Origin of the sequence: Streptomyces violaceusniger Tu 4113 (assembly GCF_000147815.2) — a bacterium.
Classification (GTDB): domain Bacteria; phylum Actinomycetota; class Actinomycetes; order Streptomycetales; family Streptomycetaceae; genus Streptomyces; species Streptomyces violaceusniger_A.
On the sequence record NC_015957.1, the window covers coordinates 4,902,277 to 4,927,151 of the forward strand.

Genomic DNA, 24,875 nt, shown 5'->3' on the forward strand with positions numbered 1-24,875 from the left:
GCCATGGCCATGCGACCGTGGTTCCCCGACGCGAAGTTCGGGATCTTCATCCACTGGGGCATCTACGCCGTGGACGGCGTGCAGGAGTCCTGGTCCTTCTTCGAGGGCGACGTCCCGCACGACACGTACATGGCGCAGCTCGACGGGTTCACCGCGGCGCGGTACGACCCTCGCGCATGGGCCGCCCTCTTCACCCGCACCGGAGCCCGCTACGCCGTGCTGACCAGCCGTCATCACGACGGCGTCGCCCTGTGGGACACCGCCCACGGTGACCTGAACGTGGTCCGGCACACCCCGGCCGGCCGCGACCTCGTGGCCCCGTACGCCGAAGCACTGCGCGAACAGGGCCTGAAGGTCGGCCTCTACTACTCGCACAGCGACTGGAACCACCCCGACTACGCCTCCACCCGCTACGAGGGACGGCCGCCCGAGCAGGAGAACAACCCGTACGCCGAGGTCCCGAAGGAAAAGGAGGACCTCGACGCCTGGGCGCGCTACCTCGCCTACCGCGACGGCCAGGTGAACGAGCTCACCACCCGATTTTGTCCCGACCTCCTGTGGTTCGACGGCGAGTGGGAGCGGACCGAGGAGCAGTGGGAGATCCGCGAGCTGGCCCGGCTCGTCCGCGCCGAGGTCCCGGAGTGCGTGCTGAACGCGCGCATGCTCAGCGAGGGCGACTACGCCACCCCCGAGCAGGGCGTGCCGATCGAGCCGCCCCCCGGGCCCTGGGAGCTGTGCCTGACCTTCAACGACTCATGGGGCTTCCAGCACCACGACCAGAACTACAAGACGACGACGCAGCTCATCCGCTACTTCACCGAGACCATCGGCGCGGGCGGCAATCTGCTGCTCTCCGTGGGCCCGAAGGAGGACGGCACGATCCCCGACGAGCAGGTCGAGCGCCTCGAGGGCATGGGCGCCTGGATCGCCCGGCACGCGGACGCGGTGTACGGCACCGTCGCGGGCCTGCCCGCCGGACACCACTACGGCCCCAGCACCCTCGCGGCCGACCGCCGCACCCTCTATCTGACGGTCTTCGACATCCCGCGCTCGCCCATCGGCGTACGGGGCCTGGTGACCCCCGTACGCCGCGTGACCGTCCTCGGCACCGGCACCGAGCTCGGCCACCAGGTGATCGGCGGCCTGCACGAAGTCCCCGGCGTGCTGTGGATCGACCCGCCCCCGGCCGCCGACCTCGACGACCACGCCACGGTCCTCGCCGTCGAACTCGACTCCGAGCTGGAGCTGTACCGGGGGCACGGCCGGTCCTGAAGGGGAGGCACGTCAGCCGACGGTGATGACGATCTTGCCCGGGGTTTCACCGGCGGCCAGGGCGCGCTGCGCCTCTCCATGATGCGCTGGTGGGCCACCGGCTCCCGCTACGGCGACGAGGTCCGCGCCAATGGGGTGACCAGCTACCTCATCTACTGGTACCGCGCCCTGTCCGACCGCATCGACCAGCGCGTCCTCACCGCCGCACCCCGCATGCTCCGCATCGCCCTGGCGACCAGCACCCTGGGCGGGTTCTTCCTGCTGTGCACCTGGGCCACTCTCGCGTGGCTGGCCACCACCGGCCGGGTCGCCCTCCCGGTCGCGGCCACCGCCGTGGTCGCCGTTCTTGACGTGAGGCCGGGGGCGTCAGGACCGGAGCCGGGCTGCCGGGCCGGGCCTGGCGCTGACGTCGGAGGGGGACAGGGAGGTATGCCCTCGCTCGCACTGGACCGTCACCCGCACCGGCGCTTCGCACGTGGCGTGCCGGAGATCGAGGACCGGTCCCTCCTGGTCGTCTCCCGTGTACGCTTCGCCCCACTGCTTCAGCGCCACCAGTACGGGCCAGAGGTCCCAGCCCTTGCGGGTCAGGCGGTATTCGTTGCGCGAGCGGCTGCCGGGTTCCTGATACTGGACGGTCTTCAGGATGCCGGCCGCGGTCAGCTTTCTGAGGCGATTGCTGAGGACCGCCTCCGACAGGCCGATGTGGCGGCGGAACTCGTCGAAGCGCCGGATGCCATTACTTGCGTCGCGCAGGATGAGCAACGACCATTTCTCCCCGACCAGATCAAGCGTGAGCTGGACCGGGCAGTTCTCCGTGCTCGCCTCAAGCCACTCCATCCCGCCATGGTAAGCACCTGACTTCTAAATTGACAGTCAGGAGCCCACCCGGCTAGCTTCGCCATGCGAAGTCAGACCGGGAGGAGCGGGGCTGTGGGACGAACGCGCACGTACGAGTGGGAGGACCCGGCGCTCACGGCAGCGGCCGTGGGACAGTCTTCCGGTCTGGATTTCCTGCGTGAGTTGCAGGCGGGCCGGCTTCCCGGGGCGCCTGTGGGCGCGACCGTGGGCTTCTTGCTCGACGAGGTGGAGAAGGGGCGTGTGGTGTTCTCGCTGGTGCCGGGGGAGGAGCACTACAACCCCATCGGCAGTGTGCACGGCGGCATCTATGCCACGCTGCTCGACTCGGCCGCCGGCTGCGCCGTCCAGTCGACCCTTCCACCGGGCATGGCCTACACCTCACTTGACCTGACCGTGAAGTTCCTGCGCCGGATCACCGTCGAGACAGGCACGGTCCGCGCGATCGGCACTGTGGTCAGCAGCGGCCGCCAAACCGCTCTCGCCCAGGCCCAGTTGGTCGACGCGACGGACCGTGTACTCGCCCACGCCACCAGCACCTGCATGTTGTTCCCGCTGCCGGAGGTGTGAGTCGCGCCGCTCACGTCCGCGTCGAGTACCGCCCCGTCTGGTAGGGCGAGGGCGGATACGCGGGCCTGACACTGCGCTCGCCGCTGACGCCGACACCGCGGTGCCCCGAGCTCGTACGCGACGCACACCCTGGAGGCGGCCATTCGCTCGCTGACCGCGGACCGTGGGCGACGGCAGCGGTCCACGTCGAGGATCCACAACACGCTCTGCCCGGGGAACTGCCACCTTTAAGCCAGAGCGACGGCGAAGTGATCGAGGATCGACACCCGCCGTAGTCACTGCAGACGACGGGGCCGCAGCCCATGGCACTGCACCCTCGTCATCTCATACGCAACTGCAGATCGGGTCAGTCCCCCGGGCGGGTGACCAGGCGGCCCCGGACCTTGCCGTGGCGGAGTCGGTCCAGGCCCTCGTTGAGGTCGGCGAAGGGGATCTCTTCCACGATCGGGGTGATCCGGCCCTCCGCGATGAAGCCGAGGACCTGGCGGTATTCGTCCTTGCTAGCGCCGTAGGAGCCGCGGAGTTGCACGCTTTTGCGGACGAGGCTGCCGTTGAGAAGGTCGTGGTCTTCGTGCCGAGGCCGACGACGACCACGCGGCCGAGGCGGCGTACGGCATCGATCGCGTGGGACGTGGTGGAGCCCACGCCCGCGAAGTCGACGATGGCGTCGGGCCGCAGGTCCGCCAGGGCGGTGACATCGGTGAAGCACTCACGGGCGCCCGCCGCGCGGGCTGCCTCGAAGGTGTCGGGGTTGATGTCCACGCCGTAGACCGTGGCCCCCGCGATCACTCCCGTACGGACTCCATTGAGGCCGAGGCCGCCCAGGCCGACGACGGCGATCACATCGCCCGGTTTGGCCTGGGCCTCGGTGCGGACCGCGTGGTAGGCGGTGACGACCGAGTCCGTGGCGACGGCAGCATGGACCGTGGAGACGTTGTCGGGCAGGGGGACGAGTGTGGAGGCATGGGCCACCAGGCGTTCGGCATAGCCGCCGTCGAGGCCGATGCCCGGCGCGTAGGACGCCTTGACCTCCGGGTGCGCGATGATCGCGACGGCCACGCGGTCGCCTATCGCATAGCCCTCCACCCCCTCGCCGAGGGCGGAGACGGTGCCCGCGACCTCGTGGCCGAGCGTGAAGGGCGGTCGGACGATGGGCTTGATCATGCCGTCGATCACATGGACGTCGGAGTGGCACAGCCCGGCGGCCTCGACGTCCACCACGACCCAGCCCGGGCCGGCCACCGGGTCCGCCAGTTCGGCACCCTGCAGCGGGGCGCCCTTCGCCACGTACCGCAAGGCCTTCATCGACTACTCCAAAGTTCACCTGAGACGAACCGCCGCCGCAGCCTCGATCACAGTCTCGGCTCCTCAGCCGTCAGGCCTCAGGAGCCGGTCTGCTGACCACGGCAGGTCTTAGGATCAGCCCGTGACCGATACTCCGGAACATTGGACCGTACGCCATTTCTCGCAGGCCAATCCTGCCGGCCCGGGCTGCGATAGCGTTCCGGCGCTCTTGCGGCGGCTGGCCGATACCATCGAAGCGTTGGGCCCAGCTGAGATCCAAGACGTGGTAATCGAGTCAGAGATGACCGAGCATGGCCCCTGGCAGTCGGGGACCGTCTACTTCCACCTGCCGGAAGACGGATAGAAGACTGATCCTGGCCCTCACGAGCGGAGCCAGATCACGAGTGTCGCGGCGATAGCGGTGCGGAGATGGACGTATCGGTGCTCGTCGTATCGGGTGGCCACGGCCCGATGCTGCTTGAGCCGGTTGATTGCCCGTTCAACGGCGTTGGGCTCCTTGTGCGGTTCGTCGTCGACGCGGCAGACGAGGCCGTGGAGGATGTCGAGCCTGATCCACCCGTTGCACGATCACAGACCGAGCGGTACTCATCCACGCCCTGCAGCATGGTGCCCGCGGCCGGACCGTCTGTCGGCCGGAGTCTCAGGGATACCGTTGGTGGCGGGCGTACGCGTCGGCCAGGGCTCCGAATGATTCCTTGGGCTCCCAGTGCCAGGGAGAGTTCGGATCCGCCGGGCGGTCCCGGATCACTTTCACCAGGCTGTAGCTGGCCATGTCCAGGTCGAGTTGCTGTTCGCGGCGGTGTGGGGCGTCGGGTGTGAGGAAGGTATAGGCCATGGCCGCGTAGAGGTTCATCGACTCGAACACGCCGAACACGTCGGTGAGGTAGGCGGCCTGTGTGTGCTCGCTGCGCACCAGTCCCTTCTTCACCTGCGGTGGCGTCGTGGTGTAATCGACGACGTCCCAGGCCATGCCGCCCAGGCGCGGTGCACCCTTGAAGGTGCACGAGCCGAATTCGGTGAGCGCGAGCGGCTTGCCGTGACGCTGGTACGTGCGCAGCTCCCGGACGTGCCCGGAGCGGTTCGGATACCAGCCGTAGTAGTCGATGCACACCAGGTCGAACAAGTCCCAGTCCACGTCTTCGTCCTGCGCGGCCCCATAGGACAGGGGTCCGCGGAAGACCGAGCGGCCGACGGCGGCGGCCCGTGTGGTGAAGTGGCGCAGTCGCTGGGCCGTCTTTACCGGGTCGTAGTTGCCTTTGACCAGGTTGTCGATCCGTTCGACCGCGGTGGCGCCGGGCACGATTCCGGGGACGAACAGCATGAACTCACAGCCGACGTTCAGATGCACCCGCACGCCCTGCCTGCGCAGTCGTTCTGCGAACCGTCCGGTCTCCGCGAGGTGGTCGAGGATGTCGTGGGCAGGCACGTCGCCCAGGGTCGGCTCCAGCCAGACGTGCAGACCGTTCTCGGCCGCCTCGGCCGCCGTGCGCGTGAGGCGTTCGACGCCATCGCCGGTGACTTTCACCGTGTCGGCATGCAGCTCGCGGCGGATCGACCGCAGATCGGCCCGGGTACGAGCCGCGCTCCATCCCGTCGCCGGTGTCTCACCCTGCCCTACTTCGTAGACGACCCCGCGATAGCGCACCCCGCCCGGCCTCGCGTCCCCCGCCGGCTTCCGATCGGGCGAGGCGTGTGTTCTGTTCTGCCACTCCGCCGCGGCGGCGTACCCTGCGGGAAGCGCCGCACCGACTGCGACGGCCCCCGCGAGCCGCAGCAACCGCGCCCTGCTGACCTGGGCTGCACCCATCTCGTTCTCTCCCGTCTTTCGGATGGCAGCAGCCTGCAGGGGCCACCGGAGTCGGCACCATTCGCCGATGGTCTGCAATGAGGGAGAAGGCGTTAGGACGAAGGACCTGCCGCCGTTGCCGAAGGAACGACCCGAGATGCCGTATCCGACCCCGGCCGCGGCACCGAAGCGATGGTCGGCGCCACCTGCTGTGCCAAGTGGCCAAGGCGGTCTGGCCGGTAGACCGATGTGCGGCCCTAACGGCCCGCATACCCTCACCTCATGACCAACGGCCTCGGCCTCGCCCTCCCGGCAGGCCGCACCTGGCGCGACTGGGCGGTGGACGCGGTGCTCTTCTGCGCGGCCGTCTTCCTCGGCATGGTCGCCCTCGGTGTGGTGGAGGAACAGGGCGAGCTGTCGGGCCGGGCGGCGGAACTGGACCCGCTGCTGGGGCTCGTGGCCTGCCTCGCGCTGTGGTGGCGGCGCCGTTTCCCGCTCGCCGTGGCCCTGATCGGGCTGCCCGCGGTAGCGCTGGCGACCAGCGCGCTGCCCGCGGGCGCGGTGATCGTCACCAACTTCGCGCTTCGCCTCCGCTGGCGGCAGGCACTGCTGACGCTCGGTGCGTACCTGGTGTGCATGGTGCCCTCCGGCCTGCTGCTGTACGGGCGGGGTGCGGACCTGTTGACCGATGCCGTGTTCTGCCTGGCCTACCTCCTGACCACCTTCGCCTGGGGCCATGCCCTGCGTTCCCGGCGGCTGCTCCTCCAGCGACTGCGTGCGGACGCCGAGCGGGCCCGGGCCGAACACCAGCGCCGGCTCGCCGACGTCCGCCGCGGCGAACGCCACGCCATCGCACGTGAGATGCACGATGTGCTGGCGCACCGCATCTCCCTGCTCTCCGTGCACGCGGGCGCGCTGGCCTACCGCACCCGGCAGGCGCAAGCCGGTGCCGGACCCGCGCTCAACAGCGCCGAGGTCGCCGAGAGCGCCGAGGTGATCCGGGGGAACGCGCACGAGGCCGTGGAGGAACTGCATGAGGTGCTGCACCTGCTACGGGCGGAGGACGGTGGCGAGCCGGTGTCGCTGCTGCCACGGATCGAGGACATCGGCTCTCTCGTCGCGGATGCCCGCGCCACGGGGCAGCCGGTGGACTTCCGCCCCGAGCTGACCGCCGACGCCGTCCACGAGCTGCGGTGGCAACTGCACCGGACCGTCTACCGCGTGGCCCAGGAAGGTCTGACCAACGCCCGCAAGCACGCGCCCGGCGCACCGGTCAGCGTGTGCCTGGCCGGTGGTCCGGGCCGCGGCCTCACCGTGGAGGTCCGCAACGAACTGCCCGCCTCTCCCGGCACCGACGAGGCGATCCCGGGCACCGGCGCCGGTCTGACCGGGCTCGCCGAACGCGTCCGCCTCGACGGCGGCACCCTCGACCACAGGGCTGCCGACGGCACCTTCACGCTGTGCGCCCGGCTACCGTGGTCCGCGAGGTGACGCCATGATCCGAGTGCTGCTGGCCGACGACGACCCCCTGGTACGGACCGGACTGAAGATGATGCTGCGCGGGGCGGACGGCATCGAGGTCGTGGCGGAGGCGGCCGACGGTGCCGAGGCGGCCGCCGCCGTCGGCGAACACGAGCCCGATGTGATCCTCATGGACATCCGGATGCCCGTCATGGACGGCCTCGCCGCCACCCGCGCACTCACCCGCCACGGCACGAAGGCCCCGCAGGTGATCGTGCTGACCACCTTCGACGAACACCGCCTGGTCCTGGAGGCGATGCGCGCGGGCGCCGCCGGGTTTCTCGCCAAACACACCGCGCCCGAGGACATCGTGGCCGCGGTACGCCGGGCCGCTCGCGGTGAGCCCGCACTGTCGCCGTCCGCCGCGCGCGCTCTGATCGAGCACGCGGCGGCCGGACCGGACGACCGGGCCGAACACGCCCGGCAGCGGCTGGCGTTGCTCACCGAACGGGAGCGCGAGGTGGCCGAGGCGGTCGCCGAGGGATTGTCCAACACCGACATCGGCACCCGCCTGCACCTGTCCCTCGGCACGGTCAAGGCCCACCTCTCGAGCGCCCTGGCCAAACTGGACCTGGACAACCGCGTCCAGCTCGCGCTCCTCACCCACGACGCTCGCCCGCGGTCCTGACCGGGGCGAGCGGATCGTGGACGCAGGTTACTGCGTCGTCTACCGATCGCGGCAGGTCAGGCGTAGAAGCGGGACAGACTCTGCACCACGGCCGCGGGCTTCGTGCCGCCGTCCACCTCGATCGTGCCGTCGACGGTGATCTGGACGCCGCCGGGTACGTCCTCGACTGTGGTGAGCCGGGCGGCGAGCCGTAGGCGGGATCCGGCCCGCACCGGCGCGGGGAAACGCACCTTGTTCAGGCCGTAGTTGACCTTGGTGGTCACACCCCGCACGTCCAGCAGTTGGGTGAAGAGGGGGATGAACAGGGACAGGGTGAGGTAGCCGTGCGCGATCGGTGCGCCGAAGGGGCCCTGAGCCGCTCGCTCCGGGTCGGTGTGGATCCACTGGTGATCGTCGGTGGCGTCGGCGAAGGTGTCGATGCGGTTCTGTGCGACCTCGATCCACTCGCTGGTGCCGAGGTCGCTGCCGGCGAGCTTCTTCAGTTCGTCCAGGCCGTTGACGGTGATGCTCATGAGTCGGCTTCCTGTTGAGGGCTTGGGGTGCCGTAGCGGTGGCGCACCCGGGACTTGAGGAGCTTCCCGGAGGCGGTGCGCGGAAGTTCGTCCGCGATGACCACGGACTTGGGGATCTTGTACTTGGCGAGCCGTCCGGACAGCGATGCCAGCACCTCGCCCGGATCGAGTTCGGTGCCCGCTGCCGGGACGACGACCGCGCGGGGCACCTCGCCCCAGGTGTCGTCCGGTACGCCGATCACCGCGCATTCGGCGATGCCCGGGTGGGTGAGAAGGAGGTCCTCGATCTCGGCGGGGTAGATGTTCTCGCCACCAGAGATGATCATGTCCTTGATGCGGTCGACGATGTACACGTAGCCGTCTTCGTCGACCCGGGCCGCGTCCCCGCTGCGGAACCAGCCGTCCGCGAAGGTGGCCCGCGTCTCCTCGGGCAGTCCCCAGTAGCCGGACATCACATGTGGTCCGCGCACCACCACCTCGCCGGTCTCGCCGGTGTCGACCGGGGTGAGGTCGGGCCGTACGACCCGTACGTCGCTGAAGAAGTGCGGTACTCCCGCCGAGCCCGCCTTGCCGGCGGCGTGCTCGGCGTCCAGGAAGAGTGCGCCGGGCGCGGCCTCGGTCATGCCGTAGCCCTGGAGGAAGGTGAGCCCGCGCTGCTGGTAGGCGGCGATGAGCGGGGTCGGCACCGGTGATCCGCCGCAGGTGAGGATGCGGAGCGAGGACAGGTCGGCGTTGGACCAGTGGGGATGCCGGGCCACCTGCTCGAACATCGTCGGCACTCCGAACATGAAGGTGATGCGGTGCCGTTCGATCAGCTCAAGGGTCGTCTCCGGGTCGAAGGCCTCCACCAGGACGCAGGTGCCGCCCTTGAGCAGTACCGGCAAGGTGATCATGTTCAGGCCGGCGGTGTGGAACAACGGGGCGGATACCAGGGCGCGTTCGTCGGCGAACAGGTCGTGGTCGACCAGGACATTGACGGCGTTCCAGGTGACGTTGGCGTGGGTGAGCATCGCGCCTTTGGGGCGGCCGGTCGTCCCCGAGGTGTACATGATGAGGCAGATGTCGTCGGGGGTGACCGGTTCGTCGATGGGTTCGGCCGACGCGGCTGCCAGGGCCTGTTCGTATGCGTCCCCGATCTCGAGGCAGGTCCGTACCCCGGTGTCGGCCGGCAGCGCGGCGACGAGCCCGGCGTGTGCGGGGCCGTGGATGAGGGCTTTGGCGCCGGAGTCGGCGAGCTGGTAGGCGATCTCGGGGGTGGCGAGGCGGGTGTTGAGGGGGACGAAGACGGCGCCGAGGAGGCCGGCGGCGAACAAGGTCTCCAGATAGGCGGGGTGGTTGGGGCCGAGGTGGGCGATGCGGTCGCCGCGTCCGATGCCTCGGGCGCGCAGGGCGTGGGCGAGGCGGGTGGTGCGTGTGTGCAGGGTGCGATAGTCGGTCGACCGTTCGCCGTGGATCAGGGCCGTGCGGTGCGGGGTCTTGCGGGCCCGGCGTGCGGGCCACGACCCCAGTCCCTCGTTGCGCATCTGACACCTCTCACGGTTGCGTCAGCCCGAGCAGGCGGGCCGCGTTCTCCTTGAGGATCTTCGGCCTGACGGCGTCCTTGATGGAGAGCCTCTCGAAGTCGGCCAGCCATCGGTCCGGGGTGAGCACCGGGAAGTCCGAACCGAAGAGGACCTTGTCCTGCAGCAGCGTGTTGGCGTACTGCACGAGCTGCGGCGGGAAGTACTTCGGGGACCAGCCGGACAGGTCGATGTGCACGCCGGGCTTGTGGGTCGCCACCGCCAGGGCCTCGTCCTGCCAGGGGAACGACGGGTGCGCCAGGATGATCTTCAATTGCGGGAAGTCGACGGCCACATCGTCCACATGGAGCGGGTTGGAGTATTTCAGGCGGATGCCGCCCCCGCCGGGAACACCGGCGCCGATGCCGGTCTGGCCGGTGTGGAAGAGCGCGATGGTGCCGGTCTCCTCGATCACCTCGTACAGGCCGTACGCCACCGGGCGGTCGTTGGGGAAGAAGCCCTGGACGCTGGGATGGAACTTGAAGCCCTTCACGCCGTACTCCTCGACCAGCCGCCGGGCCTGCCGCACGCCCGCCTTGCCCCGGAAAGGGTCGATGGAGGCGAACGGAATGAGGACGTCCGCGTTGGCGGCGGCGGCCTCGGCGACCTCCTCGTTCGGGACGGGCTCGGTGCCGGTCGCGGACTCGGCGTCCACTGTGAAGATGACGGCGGCCATCCGCCGCTCGCGGTAGTAGGCGGCCGTCTCCTCGAGCGTGGGCTTCCGGTTGCCCTGGACCTTGAAGTAGGCGGAGGAGGCGTCGTGCAGGTCGTCGTCCAGGGAGGAGTGGCCCTTGGAGGACACCTCCGCGTGGGTGTGGACGTCGATGGCGACCAGATCCTGAAGATGCATCACGCCTCCGGAATCTTCGGCGCGGGGATACCCACCGTCTGCGGTTCGGCGCCGACCGACGTGGGCCAGGCATCGGCCAGGGCATCGGAGGTCCAGCCGCCGTCGGCGTAGGCGGCCCGGATCTCCTGCGGATGCGACCAGAGCGCCACCTTGTCGCCGCCGATGCCGATGCACTGGCCGGTGATGCCGCGGGCGGCGTCGGAGGCCAGGAAGGGGACGAGGGCGGCGCAGTCCTCCGGAGTGCCGAATCCCTCCCCCTTGCGCAGGAAGTCCGGCAGCGGTTGGCCGTTCCTGAGGGCTGCCGTATACGGGGCGAGGGCAGGAATGGTCTCGGTCATCGCGGTGGCGGCGACCGGCACGATCGCGTTGACGGTGATGCTCGCGCGGGAGAGTTCCATGGACCAGGTGCGGGCCATGGCGGCGATTCCGGCCTTCGCGGCGGAGTAGTTGGTCTGGCCGAAGTTGCCGCGCTGCCCGGCCGGGGAGCCGACGAGGACGAGCGTGCCGCCTTCGCCCTGCTCGCGCATGCGCACGGCGGCGGCGCGGGCGCAGGTGAAGGTGGCCCTCAGATGGGTGGTGATGACCGCGTCGAAGTCCTCGTCGGTCATCTTCCACAGCACCTTGTCGCGCAGGATGCCCGCGTTGGTGACCAGGACGTCGAGCCGGCCGAATTCCTCGACGGCACGGCTCACCAGCCGGTCGGCGGCCTCGGCGGCGCCGACGGGGACCACCTCGGCCACGGCGGTGCCGCCGGCCTCGGTGATGGACTTGACGGCCTGTTCGGCCGCGTCCTCGTCGACGTCGTTGACGACCACGGACGCGCCGTGGGCGGCGAGGGCGTGTGCGTAGGCCAGGCCGAGGCCCCGGCCGCTACCGGTGACGACGGCGGCCTTGCCGGTCAGATCGATGGTGGGCACGAGCGAGTCCCTTCGCATGGGGTGCGCCGGTTGGGCGCGGGTGCGGCATCGAGATCGAAGCTAAGCACAATAATTGTTGACGTCAACAGTTGTTGTCTACCTCGGGTGCGTCATGCTGGACTCTGCACACGAGACCAACCCCTCCGGGAAGCCGAGACCGGCGCCCCGGGGCCGAGACCAGGGAGCCCGCCATCACCCGCCGGCACACCGACGACCCGCACCCCATCGACGCGGACGAACCATGGATGCGGGCACTCCACGCGGACACGGGCTATCTGCTCTACCGCCTGGGCCTGCGCTCCGGCCAGCTGTTCAACACCTTCCTCCAGGAGTCGGGGCTGCGGCTGCGGCACTACGCCGTGCTGCGCTTCCTCGCCACCTGCGAGGGCGCGTTGCAACGAGAACTCAGCGCTCAGCTCGGTTACGACCCGAGCGCGATCGTCGGCCTGGTGGACGACCTGGAGAAGCTCGGCTTCGCCGAGCGCCGCCCCGCCCCCGACGACCGCCGCAGCCGCATCGTCGTCCTCACCGAGGACGGCCGCGCGTTCCTCCGGGACACGGATCAGGCGGGTCAGGAGGTGACCGACGAACTGCTCACCCAACTCGCCCCCGCCGAGCGGGAGACTCTGCACACGCTCCTGCTGCGCGCCGCCGGGAACGGGCTCGCCTGATGCTTCACCCGGGGGACGCCGGGCGATAGCCGCCGACCGGGCGCCCGACCGGCAGGCGCCCGCCGGGTGCCGGCTGCCGCGTGTGCGAGGGCCTCGTAATGTATGTCTGTGACCGGTCCAGCCCTCCGCCCCCAGTCCCTCCTACTCAGCTTCCTCGGTGACGAAGTGCTGGGCCGCGGGGTGTGCGTGTACACGGGGAGCGTCATCGAGGTGTTCCGGCGCGCCGGAGTCGGAGAGCAGGCCACCCGGTCCACCCTCACCCGCATGGTCGGCCGTGGCCTGCTGAGTCGTCGGCGTGAGGGCCGGCGGACGTACATCGGCCTCACCGACCGCTCGGAGGCGATCCTCCGTGACGGCGAGCGGCGCGTCTGGAAGACGGGCGCGGTCAACCGCGAATGGGACGGCACCTGGACCCTGCTCGGCTTCTCGCTCCCGGAGTCATGGCAGCGCCAGCGGCACGATCTGCGCTCCCAGCTCACCTGGGCGGGCTTCGGCGCGCTGTTCAGCGGACTGTGGATCGCGCCGGGTGAGGTCGATGTCTCCGGGCTCGTCGCCGAGTTGGGCCTGGCCGCGCATGTGAAGGTCTTCCGCGCCCACGCGGACGCCGGCGTGGACATCGCCGAGATGGTCGACGACACCTGGGACCTGCACGCACTGGGCGCCGGATACCGGGACTTCGACGCGTCCTGGCGGCCGTACGCCTCAGGCCGCGTGGACTTGTCCGGGGAGGACGCCCTCGCGCTGCGCCTCCGATTGACCGCCGAATGGCTCCAGGTCATCCGCAGTGATCCCCGGTTGCCCGTACGGCACCTGCCGGAGGACTGGCCCGCGGCCGGGGCGGAGGAGACGTTCCGCGCGGTCCACGGCCTGTTGGAGGCGCCCGCCCGGGACGCGGCGCACCGGTCGATCGAAACCGTTCTGGCGTAGCCGTCTTCACGCGTGCCACACCAGGGCGCGCCCTGAGGCGAAATTGTGCATTGCTTTGACGGCTGCAAGAAATCGGCCCTACATTCCTCCACACCTTCGTTCAGCGCGCTGAGCACGCGCCCCCAGGTTCCCCGCTCCGCAGCCGCCCACAAGGAGCCACCTCCATGTCTGCTCGCACCCGTCTGCGTGTCGCCCTGGCCGCCCTGGCGTCCGCCGCCCTCGCCGCCTGTCCCTGGTCAGCCGCCCACGCGGACCCGACGGCCACTACCCACCTCACCGGCACCCTCGCCGACGGCGCCACCTGGACAGCTGACGTCCCGGACCGCTGGAACGGCACCCTGCTGCTGTTCAGCCATGGCTTCGGCCCCACCGTCGCCCAAGACGCCCCTTCCGACGCCGTACGCACCCAGTTGCTCGCCGAGGGCTATGCGATGGCCGGGTCGTCGTACGACCCCCATGGCTCGACGTGGGCCCTGAACAGCGCCGAACGCGACCAGTTCGCCACCCTCGACGCCGTCACCGCGAAGACCGGCACCCCGCGGCGCACCCTGACCGTCGGCCAGTCCTTGGGCGGACTCGTCAACGCGCAGATCGCCCGCGACGGCGCCGGCCGCGTCGACGGCGCGCTCGGACTGTGCGGCCTGGTCGCCGGCGGCACCGACCTGGACAACTACCAGCTCGACGCCGAATACACCATCACCCGACTGCTCCTGCCGGGACAGGACGTCAATCTGGTCTCCTTCGGCTCCGCCGACGACGCGGCCGCCACCGCGAAGAAGCTCACCGACGCCGTCACCGCCGCGCAGACCACCCCGCAGGGCCGCGCCCGGATCGCGCTTGCCGCGGCCTTCCTCAACCTGCCCGCCTGGGCGCCCGGAAAGGACCGGCCCGCCCCGGCCGACTGGGCGGGCCAGGAGGAGCAGCAATACACCTGGCTCGCACAGGGCACCCTGTCGTTCGTCGAGGGCGGGCGGTTCGCCATGGAGCAGTCCGCCGGCGGCAACAACTCCTGGAACCGTGGCGTCGACTACGTCGGACTGCTCGCCGGTTCCGCCCACGCCCCGCAGGTCCGCGCGCTGTATCGGACGGCCGGACTCGACCTGCGCGCCGACCTGGCATCCCTGACCCGGGGCGCCACGATCGCCGCCGACCCGGCCGCGGTCCGTACGGCACAGCGCACCTCGTCAGCAGGTCAGGGCCTCGCCGTCCCGCTGCTGGACGTGCACACGATCGCCGACAACCTCGTACCCGTCGAGCAGGAACGGCAGTTCGGCGACCGGGTGCGCACGGCCGGGGACGGCGCGATGCTGCGGCAGGCCTATGTCGAACGGCAGGGCCACTGCACGTTCACCACCGCCGAGACCGTGGCCGCCCTGCACGCGCTCGAACACCGCGTCACCACCGGCCGCTGGGACGACGCCGCGACCCCGGCCGTGCTCCAGCGGTCCGCCACGGCACTCGGTCTGGACGGGGCGGCGTACGTCCCGTACCGCCCGGCACGCCTGACGGTCGGCCGTGACCGCCCGGAGCACCCCGCCCACCCCTGACGTTTGGACCCTCTCATGTCCGACGCATCCGCCATCTCTCCCTCCGCATCCGCTGCCCCGCGTCTCCTGCTCGGCACGCTCGTCGCCGGCTGTCTCGCCGTCTGCCTCGCGCAGATCGGCCTCGCGATACCGGCTACCCTCAACGGCCTGTTCCAGGAACCACCGCCTTCGCGTTCCTGCTGCTCAACGGCATCACCCCGGTGCTCACCCCGCTGACCTCCCGGCTGCTGTACCGGCTGCCCGCACGGGCGCTGCTCACCTCCGGTCTGGCTCTGATCGCCGTCGGCGACTTCCTGGCCGCCGGGCTCGACATCGGCGACCGAGACCTGATCTCCCTGATCGTGCCGCTCGGCCTGGTCGGCATCGGCTTCGCGTTCACCGTGTCTTCCATCACCGCGACCGCCGTCAACGCGGTGCCACTGCCGCTCGCGGGCGTGGCCAGCGCGGCCACCAACCTGCTGCGCGACTTCGGCTTCCCCCTCGGACCCGCGGTCATCGGCGCGGTCGCGCTGAGCCAGGCGGCGTCCCGGGCGAACTCGTCGCTGGCCGCCTCGTCGTCCCTGAACGCGGAGTCGAAGGCGGCGGCGCACGACGTGCTGAAGGAAGGTGGTCCCCTCGCCCTGAACTCCGTCCCCGCCACCTCCCCGCCGGGCGCGGCCCTTGCCGACGCCTTCGACGCACTCGGCCACGGCTACGTGATCGGCTTCATGGTGTGCGGCTCGGCTGCCCTGTTCTCGGCACTGGTGGTGCTGACGGCGCTGCGGGGGCGCACGGCGGAGGAGAGCGCGCCGCAAGCGGAGGACGATGGTAGGCAGGGGACCGTACTCCCCACGGGATGAGACCTGTCCCGCGAGGATGTACTGCCGGTACCCCGAACTCCTTCGCCCCACCGCGCCGCCGAGCGACTTACGCTCGGCGGCACGGCGCGCTCCAAGCAGCGTGAACGCGCCCGGCGGGCAACTACGAACGGAAGGGAAAACACTCCTACGCGAGAAACAGCCATGCGCAGGGCGGTGCGCTCGTGAGTCGGATCCTGGTGACGGGTTCGGCGGACGGCCTCGGAGGTGCCGCGGCGGATTCCCTATTGTCCGCGGGGCACGACGTCGTCGTGCACGCCCGGAACCATGAGCGCGCGGCGGTCCTCGACGCGCTGGTCGACCGGGGAGCACATCTCGTCGTGGGCGACTTCACCGACCGTGACGCTGTACGGCAATCGCCGCGGAGCTGAACGACACACAGCCGCTGGACGCGGTCATCCACAACGCCGGCGTGCGGAGCGGACGCCCCGTCATGCCGGTCAACATCATCGCCCCCTACCTGCTCACGGCCCTGCTGCCGGGGCCGCGCCGGCTGGTGTACCTCAGCAGCAGCTCGCACTTCGGCGGGCATTCCTCGCTCGCCGGGATCGACTGGCGGGGCGAGAGGGCGGGCTCGTACTCCGACAGCAAGCTCTTCGTCACGGCCCTCGCGGCCGCGGTGGCCCGCCTGCGTCCCGGGATGCTGAGCAATGCCGTGGATCCGGGCTGGGTGCCGACCAAAATGGGCGGACCAGGAGCACCGGAGGATCTGGAACTCGGTCATCGGACGCAGGAGTGGCTCGCGACGAGCGAGGAACCCCAGGCCCTGACCACCGGCGGGTACTGGTACCACCGTCAGCGGCGGCAGCCGCACCGCGCCGTCCACGACGAGGCGTTCCAGGACCGCCTTCTGCAGACGCTGGCCGAGGAGACGGGCACCGCACTCTGACTCCGACCGGTCACCGCGGGCAGTACTGAGGCCGGGTGCATCCCGCTGTGGCCGACCAGATCGATGCCTTCAAGGGAATCCCGTTCCTCCTGCAGGGAAGCGTCGACCAGGTCGCCGAGCAGATCCTGTACTGGCACGAGGAACGCGGCATGTCGTACTTCGTCCTCGGCAACGACGCCGACGCGACGGCGATGTTCCGGTGATGGAGCGAGTGCGGACTCGACGGCCTCACCCGGCCGGTATTCGCCTTCCTGCGCCAGTCTCCGTCGCGATTGTCGAGTGGAACACGATGGCGTCTCCGCGTACTTTGCCCAGAGTCTGCTCTGCCGGGGTCGTCGCACCCAGCGCATCGTTGACCCTCCGACACTATGACACTCAGTGCCTATATATGAAGGAACTGAGTGCACTACTTGTTGTCGGTGCTCGCCTCGATTTCGCGTACGACCCGCCACATGGGGGTGTTGCGCTTGGTGATGACGACGACCACGTCTTCGGTTTCCGGCTCCTGCTGTTCCCCGCGGCGCGAACCCCAGGCCGTCCGTACGAATTCCAGAGCGCGGTCGACGGCGGTCATGGGGTCGCTCCGCCCGTCCGAGCGGAGCCAGTCGCGCAAGGCGTGGTTGTGGGCGGCCACTACGGCGGCGGCGATGACATTCGCGCGCAGCCTTCCGTCCGTGCGGTCGGCATAACGGTCCCGCAGGTGGTTGGCGAGCGTGCGCTCGTAGCGCCAGACCACCGAGAGCTCGTATGCCCGCAAGCCGGTGACCTGCTTGGTGAGCTGATAGCGCTGCACGGAGAAGGTCGGGTTTTCGGCATACATGCGCAGCACCAGGCGGGCCGCGTCGCAGACCCGGTCCACGGGGTCGTCGGTGTCGGCGCTGGCGGCGAGAAACTCCGTCATGTCGGCGAGGCATCGCTCGTGATCCGGGAAGACCACATCCTCCTTGGTGGGGAAGTAGCGGAAGAAGGAACGTCGTCCGACGCCGGCGAAGGCGGCGATGTCGTCGATCGTCGTTCCGTCGTACCCGTGCTCCAGGAAGAGCTGGAAAGCAGCTGCCACGAGGGCGTCTCGCATCGGCGGCTTGGATGCCTCATTCATGGTGGCGACCGTACACCGGGCAGACATGATGGCACTGAGTGTGCATATTGTAGGGTACTCAGTGCCATCATGTTGTCCAAGGCGGGAGCGTCTAGTCGTGCATCACGTTTTCGATCTGTACCGGCCGGCTGAGGAGCACGACATGCTCCGGAAGTCGGTGTGTGCGCTCGCCGAGGCGAAGATCGCACCGTTCGCCGCCGAGGTCGACGAGGAGGCCCGCTTCCCGCAGGAGGCGCTCGACGCCCTGGTCGCCAATGACCTGCACGCGGTGCACGTACCGGAGCCCTACGGCGGCGCCGGCGCGGACGCGCTGGCCACCGTGATCGTCATCGAGGAGGTGGCCCGCGCCTGTGCGTCCTCCTCTCTCATCCCGGCCGTCAACAAGCTGGGTTCGCTGCCGGTCATCCTCTCCGGCTCCGAGGAGCTGAAGAAGAAGTATCTCGCGCCGCTCGCCAAGGGCGACGCGATGTTCTCGTACTGCCTCTCCGAGCCGGACGCGGGCTCGGACGCGGCGGGGATGAAGACCAAGGCGGTGCGCGACGGCGACTTCTACGTCCTCAACGGCGTCAAGCGCTGGATCACCAACGCCGGGGTCTCCGAGTACTACACGGTGATGGCCGTCACCGACCCCGAGAAGCGCTCCAAGGGCATCTCCGCCTTCGTCGTCGAGAAGGGCGACCCGGGCGTCTCCTTCGGCGCCCCGGAGAAGAAGCTCGGCATCAAGGGCTCCCCGACCCGTGAGGTCTATCTCGACAACGTCCGCATCCCCGCCGACCGCATGATCGGCGAAGAGGGCACCGGCTTCGCCACCGCCATGAAGACCCTCGACCACACCCGCATCACCATCGCCGCCCAGGCCCTCGGCATCGCCCAGGGCGCCCTGGACTACGCCAAGGGGTACGTCCAGGAGCGCAAGCAGTTCGGCAAGCCGATCGGCGACTTCCAGGGCGTCCAGTTCATGCTCGCCGACATGGCCATGAAGCTGGAGGCCGCCCGGCAGCTCACCTACGCGGCGGCGGCCAAGTCCGAGCGGGTCTTTGCCGGAGGCGGCAAGGAGGACCTCACCTTCTTCGGCGCCGCCGCCAAGTGTTACGCCTCCGACGCGGCCATGGAGATCACCACCGACGCGGTCCAGCTCCTCGGCGGCTACGGCTACACCCGTGACTACCCGCTCGAGCGGATGATGCGCGACGCCAAGATCACGCAGATCTACGAGGGCACCAACCAGGTCCAGCGCATCGTGATGGCGCGCAACCTGCCTGACGCATGAGGAGTTCCGCCATGTCACCGCATATGCATGAGGTACGCACCGTAGGTGTAGTGGGCTGTGGGCTCATGGGCTCCGGGATCGCGGAGCTGTGCGCCCGTAGAGGCCTCGACACGCTGGTATATGAAGTCAACGCCCTGGCCGTCGAGAGTGGACGGGCGAAGATTGAAAGCTCCTTGGCTCGTGCGGTGGAGCGGGGCAAGCTCACCGTGGCCGACCGTGCTGCGGCGCTGAAGCGAGTCGCGTTCACCACGGACTTCGCCGACTTCGCCGACCGGGACTTGGCCATCGAAGCGGTGCCCGAGGACGAGGACTTGAAGCTGCGTGTCTTCGAAGAACTCGATGACGCCCTGATCCGTCCCGATGCGCTGCTCGCATCGAACACTTCGTCGATTCCCATCATGAAGCTGGCCGCCGCCACCAAACGCCCCGGTCAAGTGGTGGGCCTGCACTTCTTCAACCCTGTGCCAGTCCTCGACCTGGTGGAATTGGTCCCGTCACTGGTCATCGCGGATTCAGCCTGGGAGCGCATACGCGCCTTTGCGGCCGATACGCTGGGCCGACACGTCATCGTTTCACAGGACCGTGCCGGATTCGTCGTCAACTCTTTGCTGATCCCCTACATCGTCTCGGCGATCCGCATGTTGGAGTCGGGCTTCGCGGTTGCGCATGACATCGACGCAGGCATGGTCAGGGGATGCGCCCACCCGATGGGTCCGCTGCGACTGGCGGACCATATTGGCCTGGACACCACCCTCGCTGTGGCCGAGTCCCTGTATGCGGAGTACCGCGAGCCCCACCTGGCTCCGCCGGCGCTTCTGTCGCGCATGGTCCAAGCCGGTCACCTCGGCCGCAAGGCCGGTGTCGGCTTCTACAAGTACTCCGCCGGCACGGCCATATAGAGAACGCGGCGGAACCTGGGCGTTGTCGGCAAAGCGCAACGGCACCGGGACCCCCGGAGGAGGGCTGGGCCCCCGTTTCTGACGCGCGTCCATGCTGTCAGTGACGACCAAGTTCACCACCACCACGAGCACCAGGGCCACCAACCGCTGACACGGGGTGAGACCCGTCGTACCTTCTACTGGTTGCTGAAGGCGGCGTCGAAGGACGTCTCGGGGAGCTTCCACAGCAGGTCGCGGATGTACCGCACGGCCTCGGCCGCGCCGTGCAGGCGGTCCATGCCGGCGTCTTCCCACTCGATCGAGATGGGGCCGTCGTAGCCGATCGACGCGAGTGCCCGGAAGGCGTCCTCCCAGGGGATGTCGCCGTGTCCGGTCGAGACGAAGTCCCAACCGCGACGCGGGTCTCCCCATGCCAGATGCGAGCCGAGGATGCCCTGGCGACTGCTGGCCTCGCGGATGCGGGTGTCCTTGCAGTCCACGTGGTAGATGCGGTCGGAGAAGTCGGTGATGAACGACACCGTGTCGATGCCCTGCCACGCCATGTGTGAGCGGTCCCAGTTGAACCCGAAGGCCTCGCGGCGGCCGATGGCCTCCAGGGTGCGCACGCTCGTCCCGTAGTCGTACGCGATCTCGCTGGGGTGCACCTCGTGGGCGAAGCGCACGCCCTCGGCGTCGAAGACGTCGAGGATGGGGTTCCACCGGTTCGCGAAGTCCTCGTAGCCGCGGAGATGACGACGACGAAGTGGGTCATCGATGCCGTGAAGCTCGGCGAGCTCCGCGACGTCCCCACCGAAGAGGTCTACCTCCAGGATCGTTCCCGACGGGCCGTCAGCATGCCGCTGGTGATGTTCGTGCTGAGGTCGGGCGACCGGACCGTCGTCGTGGACACCGGCGGCCCGGCGGAGGAGGAACAGATCCGCCGCATGATCCCCTTCGGGTACGCGGTGGGGGAGGAGGAGCGCCTGGAGAACGCGCTCGCCCGCTTGGGGGTGCGCGCCGACGACGTCGACCTCGTTGTCAATACGCATCTGCACTGGGACCACTGCTCGAACAACAACGCGTTCCGCAACGCCGAGATCCTCGTCCAGCGCGCCGAGCTGGGCTACGCCACGGCGCCGTGCCCGGCACATCTGCGGGCGTACGGGATCCACGGCGACTCGGAACCGCCGTTCGCCCGGTGCCTGGAGCGGGTCCGCGCCCTCGACGGCGGGAGCGAGATCGCGTCCGGGTTGGGGGTCCTGCCGCTGCCAAGGCACTCGCCCGGGTCACAGGGCGTCCGCGTCGACACCGGCGAGGGGACCTTCGTCATCATGGGTAACTGCGTCGACACCCTCGACAACTGGGCCAACGGAGGTGCCGACCTGCCGCTGCCGTCCGGCCGGTTCACGGACCTCCCCGCCTTCTACGCCAGCCTCGCCCACCTCAAGGGCACCGGCTGGACGCCGCTGCCCAGCCACGACCACACGGTGGTCGAGCAGGCGACCTTCGGCTGCTGACACCTCCGGACGCCCAAGCGGCCAGCCCAGAGGACCGGACCCACCGATCGGAGAGGATCGATGACCTCGCTCGACCAGCGAGAGCGTCAGGGGGCCCGCCGCTCCGGTCTTCACGGGCCACCCGGTCCAGGTCTCGTTCACCCCGGCGGCCGGATCCGGGCAGTGACCTCACGTCGGTGTGCGGGCGCTACGCCTCCTCGGGGGCGGAACCGGACGTACGCTGTGCCCGCTCGGTGGGTGTCTGTGCGGCGGCTTCGAGGATGGCGCCGATCGCCTCGGGACGCATCGCCGACAGGCCCTCGAAGAGGGCGCTCGACCGCAGTGCGATGACGCCGATCAGGCAGGAGATGAGGACCTCGGCCCGGCCGACCGGGTCGTCGGCGCCTTCGGCCTCCAGCCGGCTGGCGAGCGGGGAGATCAGGCGGGTGCGGATCTCGTCCGCCGCGGCAGTGCGTACCTCCGGGGCGTTGCTCTGGTAGAGGAGAGCCTGGACGAGCGGGCCTGGCGCCCCTCTGTCGTCGGCCCGGTGCAGCGCCTGCGCGGTGAACGCTCCCAGGTCGAGTGTTTCGGCGGATACGGTCACCTCACGGCTGTCCTCGGCCACCGCCGACAGGTACAAGGCGGCCTTGTTGCCGAAGTACCGTGCGATCAGGGAGGCGTCCACGCCGGCGCGTTCCCCCACGTGCCGAAGGGTCACCGTGTCGTACCCGTGGCGGCCGAACAGGTCGCGGGCGGCGCTGAGCAACGCGGCCCGTGTGGCGTCGGAGTCGCGCTTCTTGCCATGCGCCCGTCGCGTCCCGGAGCCCATCAGCCGTCCTTCCCCGTCCGGGTCCCGTGACCGCCCGGAGCCGCGGTGGACGATACCCCACCCGCATGCGTCGACCGGGTTTCCCCGCCCGGCCCCCGTGCCACGACGCCGAGCGCCGACTCGGGGGCGGTGCCGTGGCGGGGCGGGAGGACGACGGCGGCGATGACGCCGAGGAAGGACGCCGCCGCGGTCACCAGGAGGGCGGTGGTGTAGGCGCTGCCCTGCGGAGTGCCGCCGGCGGCGGGGGTGTAGGCCAGCATGATCGCCGATATGGCGGCGCTGCCCACGGAGCCTCCAATGGTGCGCAGTACCTGGTTGAAGCTGGTCGCGCTTCCGGTCTCGGACGGCGGGACGTGGCGCACGATGAGGAGGGGCATGACCGCGTACGCCGCCCCGACGCCGTTGCCGAGCAGGAAGGTGCCGAGGACGAGGACGCTCAGGTGGTCGCGCCACAGGGCGAGCGAGACCAGATCGACGCAGACCACGAGGGCGCCCAGCGGGAGCACGCGGTAGAGCCCGATCCGGGAGACCAGGGCGGAGGCGAGGCGGTTCGCCGTGATGCTGCCCAGGGACATCGGCATCAGGACGAGTCCGGTAGCGGTGAGGGAGAGGTGGAAGCCGTATCCGGCACCGGCGGGGACCTGTGTGTAGAGGTTGATCAGGGACAGCACGCCGTACATGCCGATGCCCATCAGCAGCGCGGTCGTATTGGCCGCCAGGACCGCGCGGTTGCGTATCAGTCGGATGTCGACCAGAGGGTGCCTGGTGCGCAGGGCCTGCACGATCCAGGCGGCGAGCACCACGACTCCGGCACCGAGACATCCGAGGGTGGCATCCGACGTCAGGCCCCAGGCCACACCCTGGCTCAGGGCCAGCAGGACCATGGCCAGCCCGGAGCAGAGCAACACCGCCCCGGTCACATCCAGCGGCCGGCGCGGGACCGAGGACCCCACGGGCACCACCCACGTCACCACAAGGAGTGCGACGGCGCTCAGGAGCGCCGCGAACCAGAAGCCGGCACGGTAGTCGAGGTGCTGGGCGATGACTCCCGTCACGGGATATCCGAGTCCCGCGCCGACCGATGTGGTGATCGAGAGCGAGGAGATCCCGGAGCGCATGCGTTCCGCGGGAAGGTGGTCACGGGCGACGGCGATCGCGAGCGGCATCAGGCCCATGCCCAGCCCCTGCAGAGCGCGTCCCGCCAGCAACAGCCCGAAGGCCGGAGCGATCGCCGCCAGGACACTCCCGATGAACACGCCGACCAGGGCCCCTTGGATGGCCCCCCGCCGACGCGGCCCGTCCCCGAGCCGGCCCAGCACCGGGCCCGCGATCGCCCCGGCCAGCAACGTGGAGGTCAGGACCCACTGGGCGGTACTGAGGGACACCCGCTGCTCATGCGCGATGGTGGGCACCATCGGCGCGCCGAGCGTGCTGATCACGGATACCGACAGGGCGGTGAACATCAACGAGGGCAGCAGCATCCGAGGATGAGCGGTACCGCTCCGGCGGCGCTTGTCCGAACGGGGCTTTTCGCGGATCCCGGTCATGCTGTGTGGCCCTTCAGTAGGGGATTGTCATCAACGGATGTCATCGACTGATGACAAAGCTACCCGTGCCTGCTCTGTGTTCGTCCATTCCGTCGCCGTCCTTGCCGACCATGGAGGGCGGGTCGCGCCCCCACGCTTGCGGCCTCTGGTCGCGTTCGTCACCCGTTGGCGTCGGTCGGTCGTGACGAGCGTGGGCACGCGTGTCGTAGATACAGAATTTTATTCGCAAATACGAAAAACCTGCACTTTATCACGCCCGGATCGGTGTGGAGCGGGCCCAAGGCCGCCGGCCCGGACGGCAGCCTGCGTGACCCCGTGATCATGTGGGTCGTCCGCTACGGCGACGACATCTACGTCCGCTCGGTCAAGGGCCGTAGCGGCCCCTGGTTCCGGGGCACCCGCTCGCGCAGCCAGGGCCGCATCAGGGCCGGCGGCGTGCACAAGGATGTCAGCTTCCAGGACGCCGACCCCAACGAGTGGGCGGGCGTCGACGCCGCTTACCGCGCCAAGTACGGGGCTTACACGGGCATCGTCGACCGCGTCCTCACGGAACAGGCCCGCGAGTCGACCATCCGACTGGCACCGCGCTGAGCTCGGTCGGAGGCCTCGTACTGCTCGCGTCCGCCTGGCCCCGGGCCGGGCCGGTGATCGGTGTCCTGTCTGTCGCGGCACTCCTCGCCGCCGCCCGCACCGGGCGGCCCCCGCGAGCGGGCGAGGTCGCGTTGCTCGAGCCGGAGCCGAGCCCGACCGCTGAGCCCGCGGTGGCCGTGGTGAGCCCCATGACGACGCTTCCGCGCCTCACGGGAATTTCCTGTACTCGTCGTCGGCGACGTGCTCGCCCCATTCGACGTCCGGCACTGCCGGATCGCCGGAGCCCTCGGACAGGGCGAGGTGGGTCATGAAGTGGTCCGGGGCGGCACCGTGCCAGTGCCACTGGCATGACAGGGCCCCCTTCGTGGCCGGACCGCAGGCCACGGCGGTGCAAGACCGAATCGATCGGCATACGGCGACCCCAACCGCGAGCGACCGGTCAAGCTCCCGTCGGCCTGGGATCGGTCGCATGACGAACTCGCGGTAGATCTGCGGGTCG

The 24,875-nt window shown here is 69.7% G+C and carries 26 protein-coding genes and 2 pseudogenes; 17 read left to right on the forward strand and 11 right to left on the reverse strand.

Going from position 1 to position 24,875, the window contains the following annotated elements:
- Window positions 1–3 precede the first annotated feature (3 nt).
- Entirely contained in the window at window positions 4–1,272 is a 1,269-nt protein-coding gene (locus STRVI_RS20185) for an alpha-L-fucosidase (protein WP_014057531.1), read from the forward strand.
- A gap of 78 nt (window positions 1,273–1,350) precedes the next feature.
- Window positions 1,351–1,617, forward strand: a pseudogene (locus STRVI_RS54460) (ABC transporter ATP-binding protein); the annotation flags it as partial.
- Window positions 1,618–1,638: 21 nt separating this feature from the next.
- Here the strand turns inward: STRVI_RS54460 and STRVI_RS20190 are convergent.
- A complete protein-coding gene (locus tag STRVI_RS20190) occupies window positions 1,639–2,109 on the reverse strand; it encodes a winged helix-turn-helix transcriptional regulator (protein ID WP_014057532.1) in 471 nt (156 codons plus the stop codon).
- 93 nt (window positions 2,110–2,202) lie between these two features.
- Here STRVI_RS20190 and STRVI_RS20195 point away from each other — a divergent pair, with 93 nt between their 5' ends.
- Entirely contained in the window at window positions 2,203–2,697 is a 495-nt protein-coding gene (locus tag STRVI_RS20195; protein WP_014057533.1) for a PaaI family thioesterase, read from the forward strand.
- A 324-nt stretch (window positions 2,698–3,021) separates the two neighbouring features.
- Here STRVI_RS20195 and STRVI_RS20200 read toward each other — a convergent pair whose 3' ends face one another.
- Window positions 3,022–4,002, reverse strand: a complete 981-nt coding sequence (locus STRVI_RS20200; RefSeq protein WP_014057534.1) for an alcohol dehydrogenase catalytic domain-containing protein — start codon at window positions 4,000–4,002, stop codon at window positions 3,022–3,024.
- A gap of 121 nt (window positions 4,003–4,123) precedes the next feature.
- Between STRVI_RS20200 and STRVI_RS48060 the strand changes: the two genes are divergently transcribed.
- Window positions 4,124–4,345 (forward strand): hypothetical protein, encoded by a 222-nt coding sequence (locus STRVI_RS48060; protein ID WP_014057535.1) that lies wholly within the window; start codon window positions 4,124–4,126, stop codon window positions 4,343–4,345.
- Between the two features lie 297 nt (window positions 4,346–4,642).
- Here the strand turns inward: STRVI_RS48060 and STRVI_RS20205 are convergent, their stop codons facing one another.
- Window positions 4,643–5,809 carry a hypothetical protein gene (locus tag STRVI_RS20205; protein WP_014057536.1) on the reverse strand — a complete coding sequence of 389 codons (1,167 nt, stop codon included), beginning with the start codon at window positions 5,807–5,809 and terminating at the stop codon, window positions 4,643–4,645.
- A gap of 261 nt (window positions 5,810–6,070) precedes the next feature.
- Between STRVI_RS20205 and STRVI_RS20210 the strand changes: the two genes are divergently transcribed.
- Window positions 6,071–7,279 (forward strand): sensor histidine kinase, encoded by a 1,209-nt coding sequence (locus STRVI_RS20210; RefSeq protein ID WP_014057537.1) that lies wholly within the window; start codon window positions 6,071–6,073, stop codon window positions 7,277–7,279.
- A 4-nt stretch (window positions 7,280–7,283) separates the two neighbouring features.
- On the forward strand, window positions 7,284–7,937 hold the full coding sequence (locus STRVI_RS20215) for a response regulator (RefSeq protein ID WP_014057538.1): 654 nt from the start codon (window positions 7,284–7,286) through the stop codon (window positions 7,935–7,937).
- Between the two features lie 56 nt (window positions 7,938–7,993).
- Here the strand turns inward: STRVI_RS20215 and STRVI_RS20220 are convergent, their stop codons facing one another.
- The 4 genes from STRVI_RS20220 to STRVI_RS20235 are packed head-to-tail and all read right to left on the reverse strand — an operon-like array spanning window position 7,994 to window position 11,775.
- Window positions 7,994–8,449 (reverse strand): MaoC family dehydratase, encoded by a 456-nt coding sequence (locus STRVI_RS20220; RefSeq protein WP_014057539.1) that lies wholly within the window; start codon window positions 8,447–8,449, stop codon window positions 7,994–7,996.
- Window positions 8,446–9,972, reverse strand: coding sequence for an o-succinylbenzoate--CoA ligase (gene menE, locus STRVI_RS20225; RefSeq protein ID WP_014057540.1), 1,527 nt, complete (start codon window positions 9,970–9,972; stop codon window positions 8,446–8,448). The genes STRVI_RS20220 and menE overlap by 4 nt, the downstream gene beginning before the upstream one ends.
- A gap of 10 nt (window positions 9,973–9,982) precedes the next feature.
- Entirely contained in the window at window positions 9,983–10,858 is an 876-nt protein-coding gene (locus tag STRVI_RS20230) for a 4-hydroxyphenyl-beta-ketoacyl-CoA hydrolase (protein WP_014057541.1), read from the reverse strand.
- Entirely contained in the window at window positions 10,858–11,775 is a 918-nt protein-coding gene (locus tag STRVI_RS20235; RefSeq protein ID WP_043236180.1) for an SDR family NAD(P)-dependent oxidoreductase, read from the reverse strand. Before STRVI_RS20235 ends, STRVI_RS20230 begins: the two co-directional genes overlap by 1 nt.
- 245 nt (window positions 11,776–12,020) lie before the next feature.
- On the opposite strand from STRVI_RS20235, the gene STRVI_RS20240 reads away from it, so the two are divergent.
- The 7 genes from STRVI_RS20240 (at window position 12,021) to STRVI_RS52760 (ending at window position 16,869) form a co-directional block, all read left to right on the forward strand.
- Entirely contained in the window at window positions 12,021–12,446 is a 426-nt protein-coding gene (locus STRVI_RS20240) for a MarR family winged helix-turn-helix transcriptional regulator (protein ID WP_014057543.1), read from the forward strand.
- A 102-nt stretch (window positions 12,447–12,548) separates the two neighbouring features.
- Window positions 12,549–13,373, forward strand: coding sequence for a PaaX family transcriptional regulator (locus tag STRVI_RS20245; protein ID WP_014057544.1), 825 nt, complete (start codon window positions 12,549–12,551; stop codon window positions 13,371–13,373).
- A gap of 164 nt (window positions 13,374–13,537) precedes the next feature.
- Window positions 13,538–14,920 carry a hypothetical protein gene (locus STRVI_RS20250; protein WP_014057545.1) on the forward strand — a complete coding sequence of 461 codons (1,383 nt, stop codon included), beginning with the start codon at window positions 13,538–13,540 and terminating at the stop codon, window positions 14,918–14,920.
- 200 nt (window positions 14,921–15,120) lie between these two features.
- Window positions 15,121–15,759, forward strand: coding sequence for a hypothetical protein (locus STRVI_RS20255; protein WP_208949149.1), 639 nt, complete (start codon window positions 15,121–15,123; stop codon window positions 15,757–15,759).
- A 197-nt stretch (window positions 15,760–15,956) separates the two neighbouring features.
- Window positions 15,957–16,148 (forward strand): SDR family NAD(P)-dependent oxidoreductase, encoded by a 192-nt coding sequence (locus STRVI_RS54465; protein WP_251982915.1) that lies wholly within the window; start codon window positions 15,957–15,959, stop codon window positions 16,146–16,148.
- A 62-nt stretch (window positions 16,149–16,210) separates the two neighbouring features.
- Window positions 16,211–16,666 (forward strand): hypothetical protein, encoded by a 456-nt coding sequence (locus tag STRVI_RS54470; protein ID WP_251982674.1) that lies wholly within the window; start codon window positions 16,211–16,213, stop codon window positions 16,664–16,666.
- A gap of 35 nt (window positions 16,667–16,701) precedes the next feature.
- The gene (locus tag STRVI_RS52760) at window positions 16,702–16,869 is read left to right on the forward strand and encodes a hypothetical protein (protein ID WP_014057546.1); all 168 of its coding nucleotides are present in this window, start codon (window positions 16,702–16,704) and stop codon (window positions 16,867–16,869) included.
- A gap of 203 nt (window positions 16,870–17,072) precedes the next feature.
- On the opposite strand, the gene STRVI_RS20265 is transcribed toward STRVI_RS52760, so the two are convergent.
- On the reverse strand, window positions 17,073–17,741 hold the full coding sequence (locus tag STRVI_RS20265) for a TetR/AcrR family transcriptional regulator (protein WP_043236183.1): 669 nt from the start codon (window positions 17,739–17,741) through the stop codon (window positions 17,073–17,075).
- Between the two features lie 166 nt (window positions 17,742–17,907).
- Between STRVI_RS20265 and STRVI_RS20270 the strand changes: the two genes are divergently transcribed.
- Together STRVI_RS20270 and STRVI_RS20275 are read left to right on the forward strand one after the other, a co-directional pair.
- Complete coding sequence (locus tag STRVI_RS20270; protein ID WP_014057548.1) at window positions 17,908–19,035, forward strand: acyl-CoA dehydrogenase family protein; 1,128 nt, start codon at window positions 17,908–17,910, stop codon at window positions 19,033–19,035.
- 23 nt (window positions 19,036–19,058) lie between these two features.
- Entirely contained in the window at window positions 19,059–19,934 is an 876-nt protein-coding gene (locus STRVI_RS20275) for a 3-hydroxybutyryl-CoA dehydrogenase (protein ID WP_043236188.1), read from the forward strand.
- A gap of 176 nt (window positions 19,935–20,110) precedes the next feature.
- Here STRVI_RS20275 and STRVI_RS20280 read toward each other — a convergent pair.
- Window positions 20,111–20,659 (reverse strand): annotated as a pseudogene (locus STRVI_RS20280) (sugar phosphate isomerase/epimerase family protein); the annotation flags it as partial.
- Between the two features lie 3 nt (window positions 20,660–20,662).
- On the opposite strand from STRVI_RS20280, the gene STRVI_RS48065 reads away from it, so the two are divergent.
- Window positions 20,663–21,430 carry an N-acyl homoserine lactonase family protein gene (locus STRVI_RS48065; protein WP_014057550.1) on the forward strand — a complete coding sequence of 256 codons (768 nt, stop codon included), beginning with the start codon at window positions 20,663–20,665 and terminating at the stop codon, window positions 21,428–21,430.
- A gap of 187 nt (window positions 21,431–21,617) precedes the next feature.
- Here the strand turns inward: STRVI_RS48065 and STRVI_RS20290 are convergent, their stop codons facing one another.
- A complete protein-coding gene (locus STRVI_RS20290; protein ID WP_014057551.1) occupies window positions 21,618–22,238 on the reverse strand; it encodes a TetR/AcrR family transcriptional regulator in 621 nt (206 codons plus the stop codon).
- Window positions 22,238–23,785: an MFS transporter gene (locus tag STRVI_RS20295; protein ID WP_014057552.1), complete on the reverse strand. Its 1,548-nt coding sequence runs from the start codon at window positions 23,783–23,785 to the stop codon at window positions 22,238–22,240. The genes STRVI_RS20290 and STRVI_RS20295 overlap by 1 nt, the downstream gene beginning before the upstream one ends.
- A 264-nt stretch (window positions 23,786–24,049) precedes the next feature.
- On the opposite strand from STRVI_RS20295, the gene STRVI_RS20300 reads away from it, so the two are divergent.
- Complete coding sequence (locus tag STRVI_RS20300; protein ID WP_014057553.1) at window positions 24,050–24,376, forward strand: DUF2255 family protein; 327 nt, start codon at window positions 24,050–24,052, stop codon at window positions 24,374–24,376.
- Window positions 24,377–24,875 lie beyond the last annotated feature (499 nt).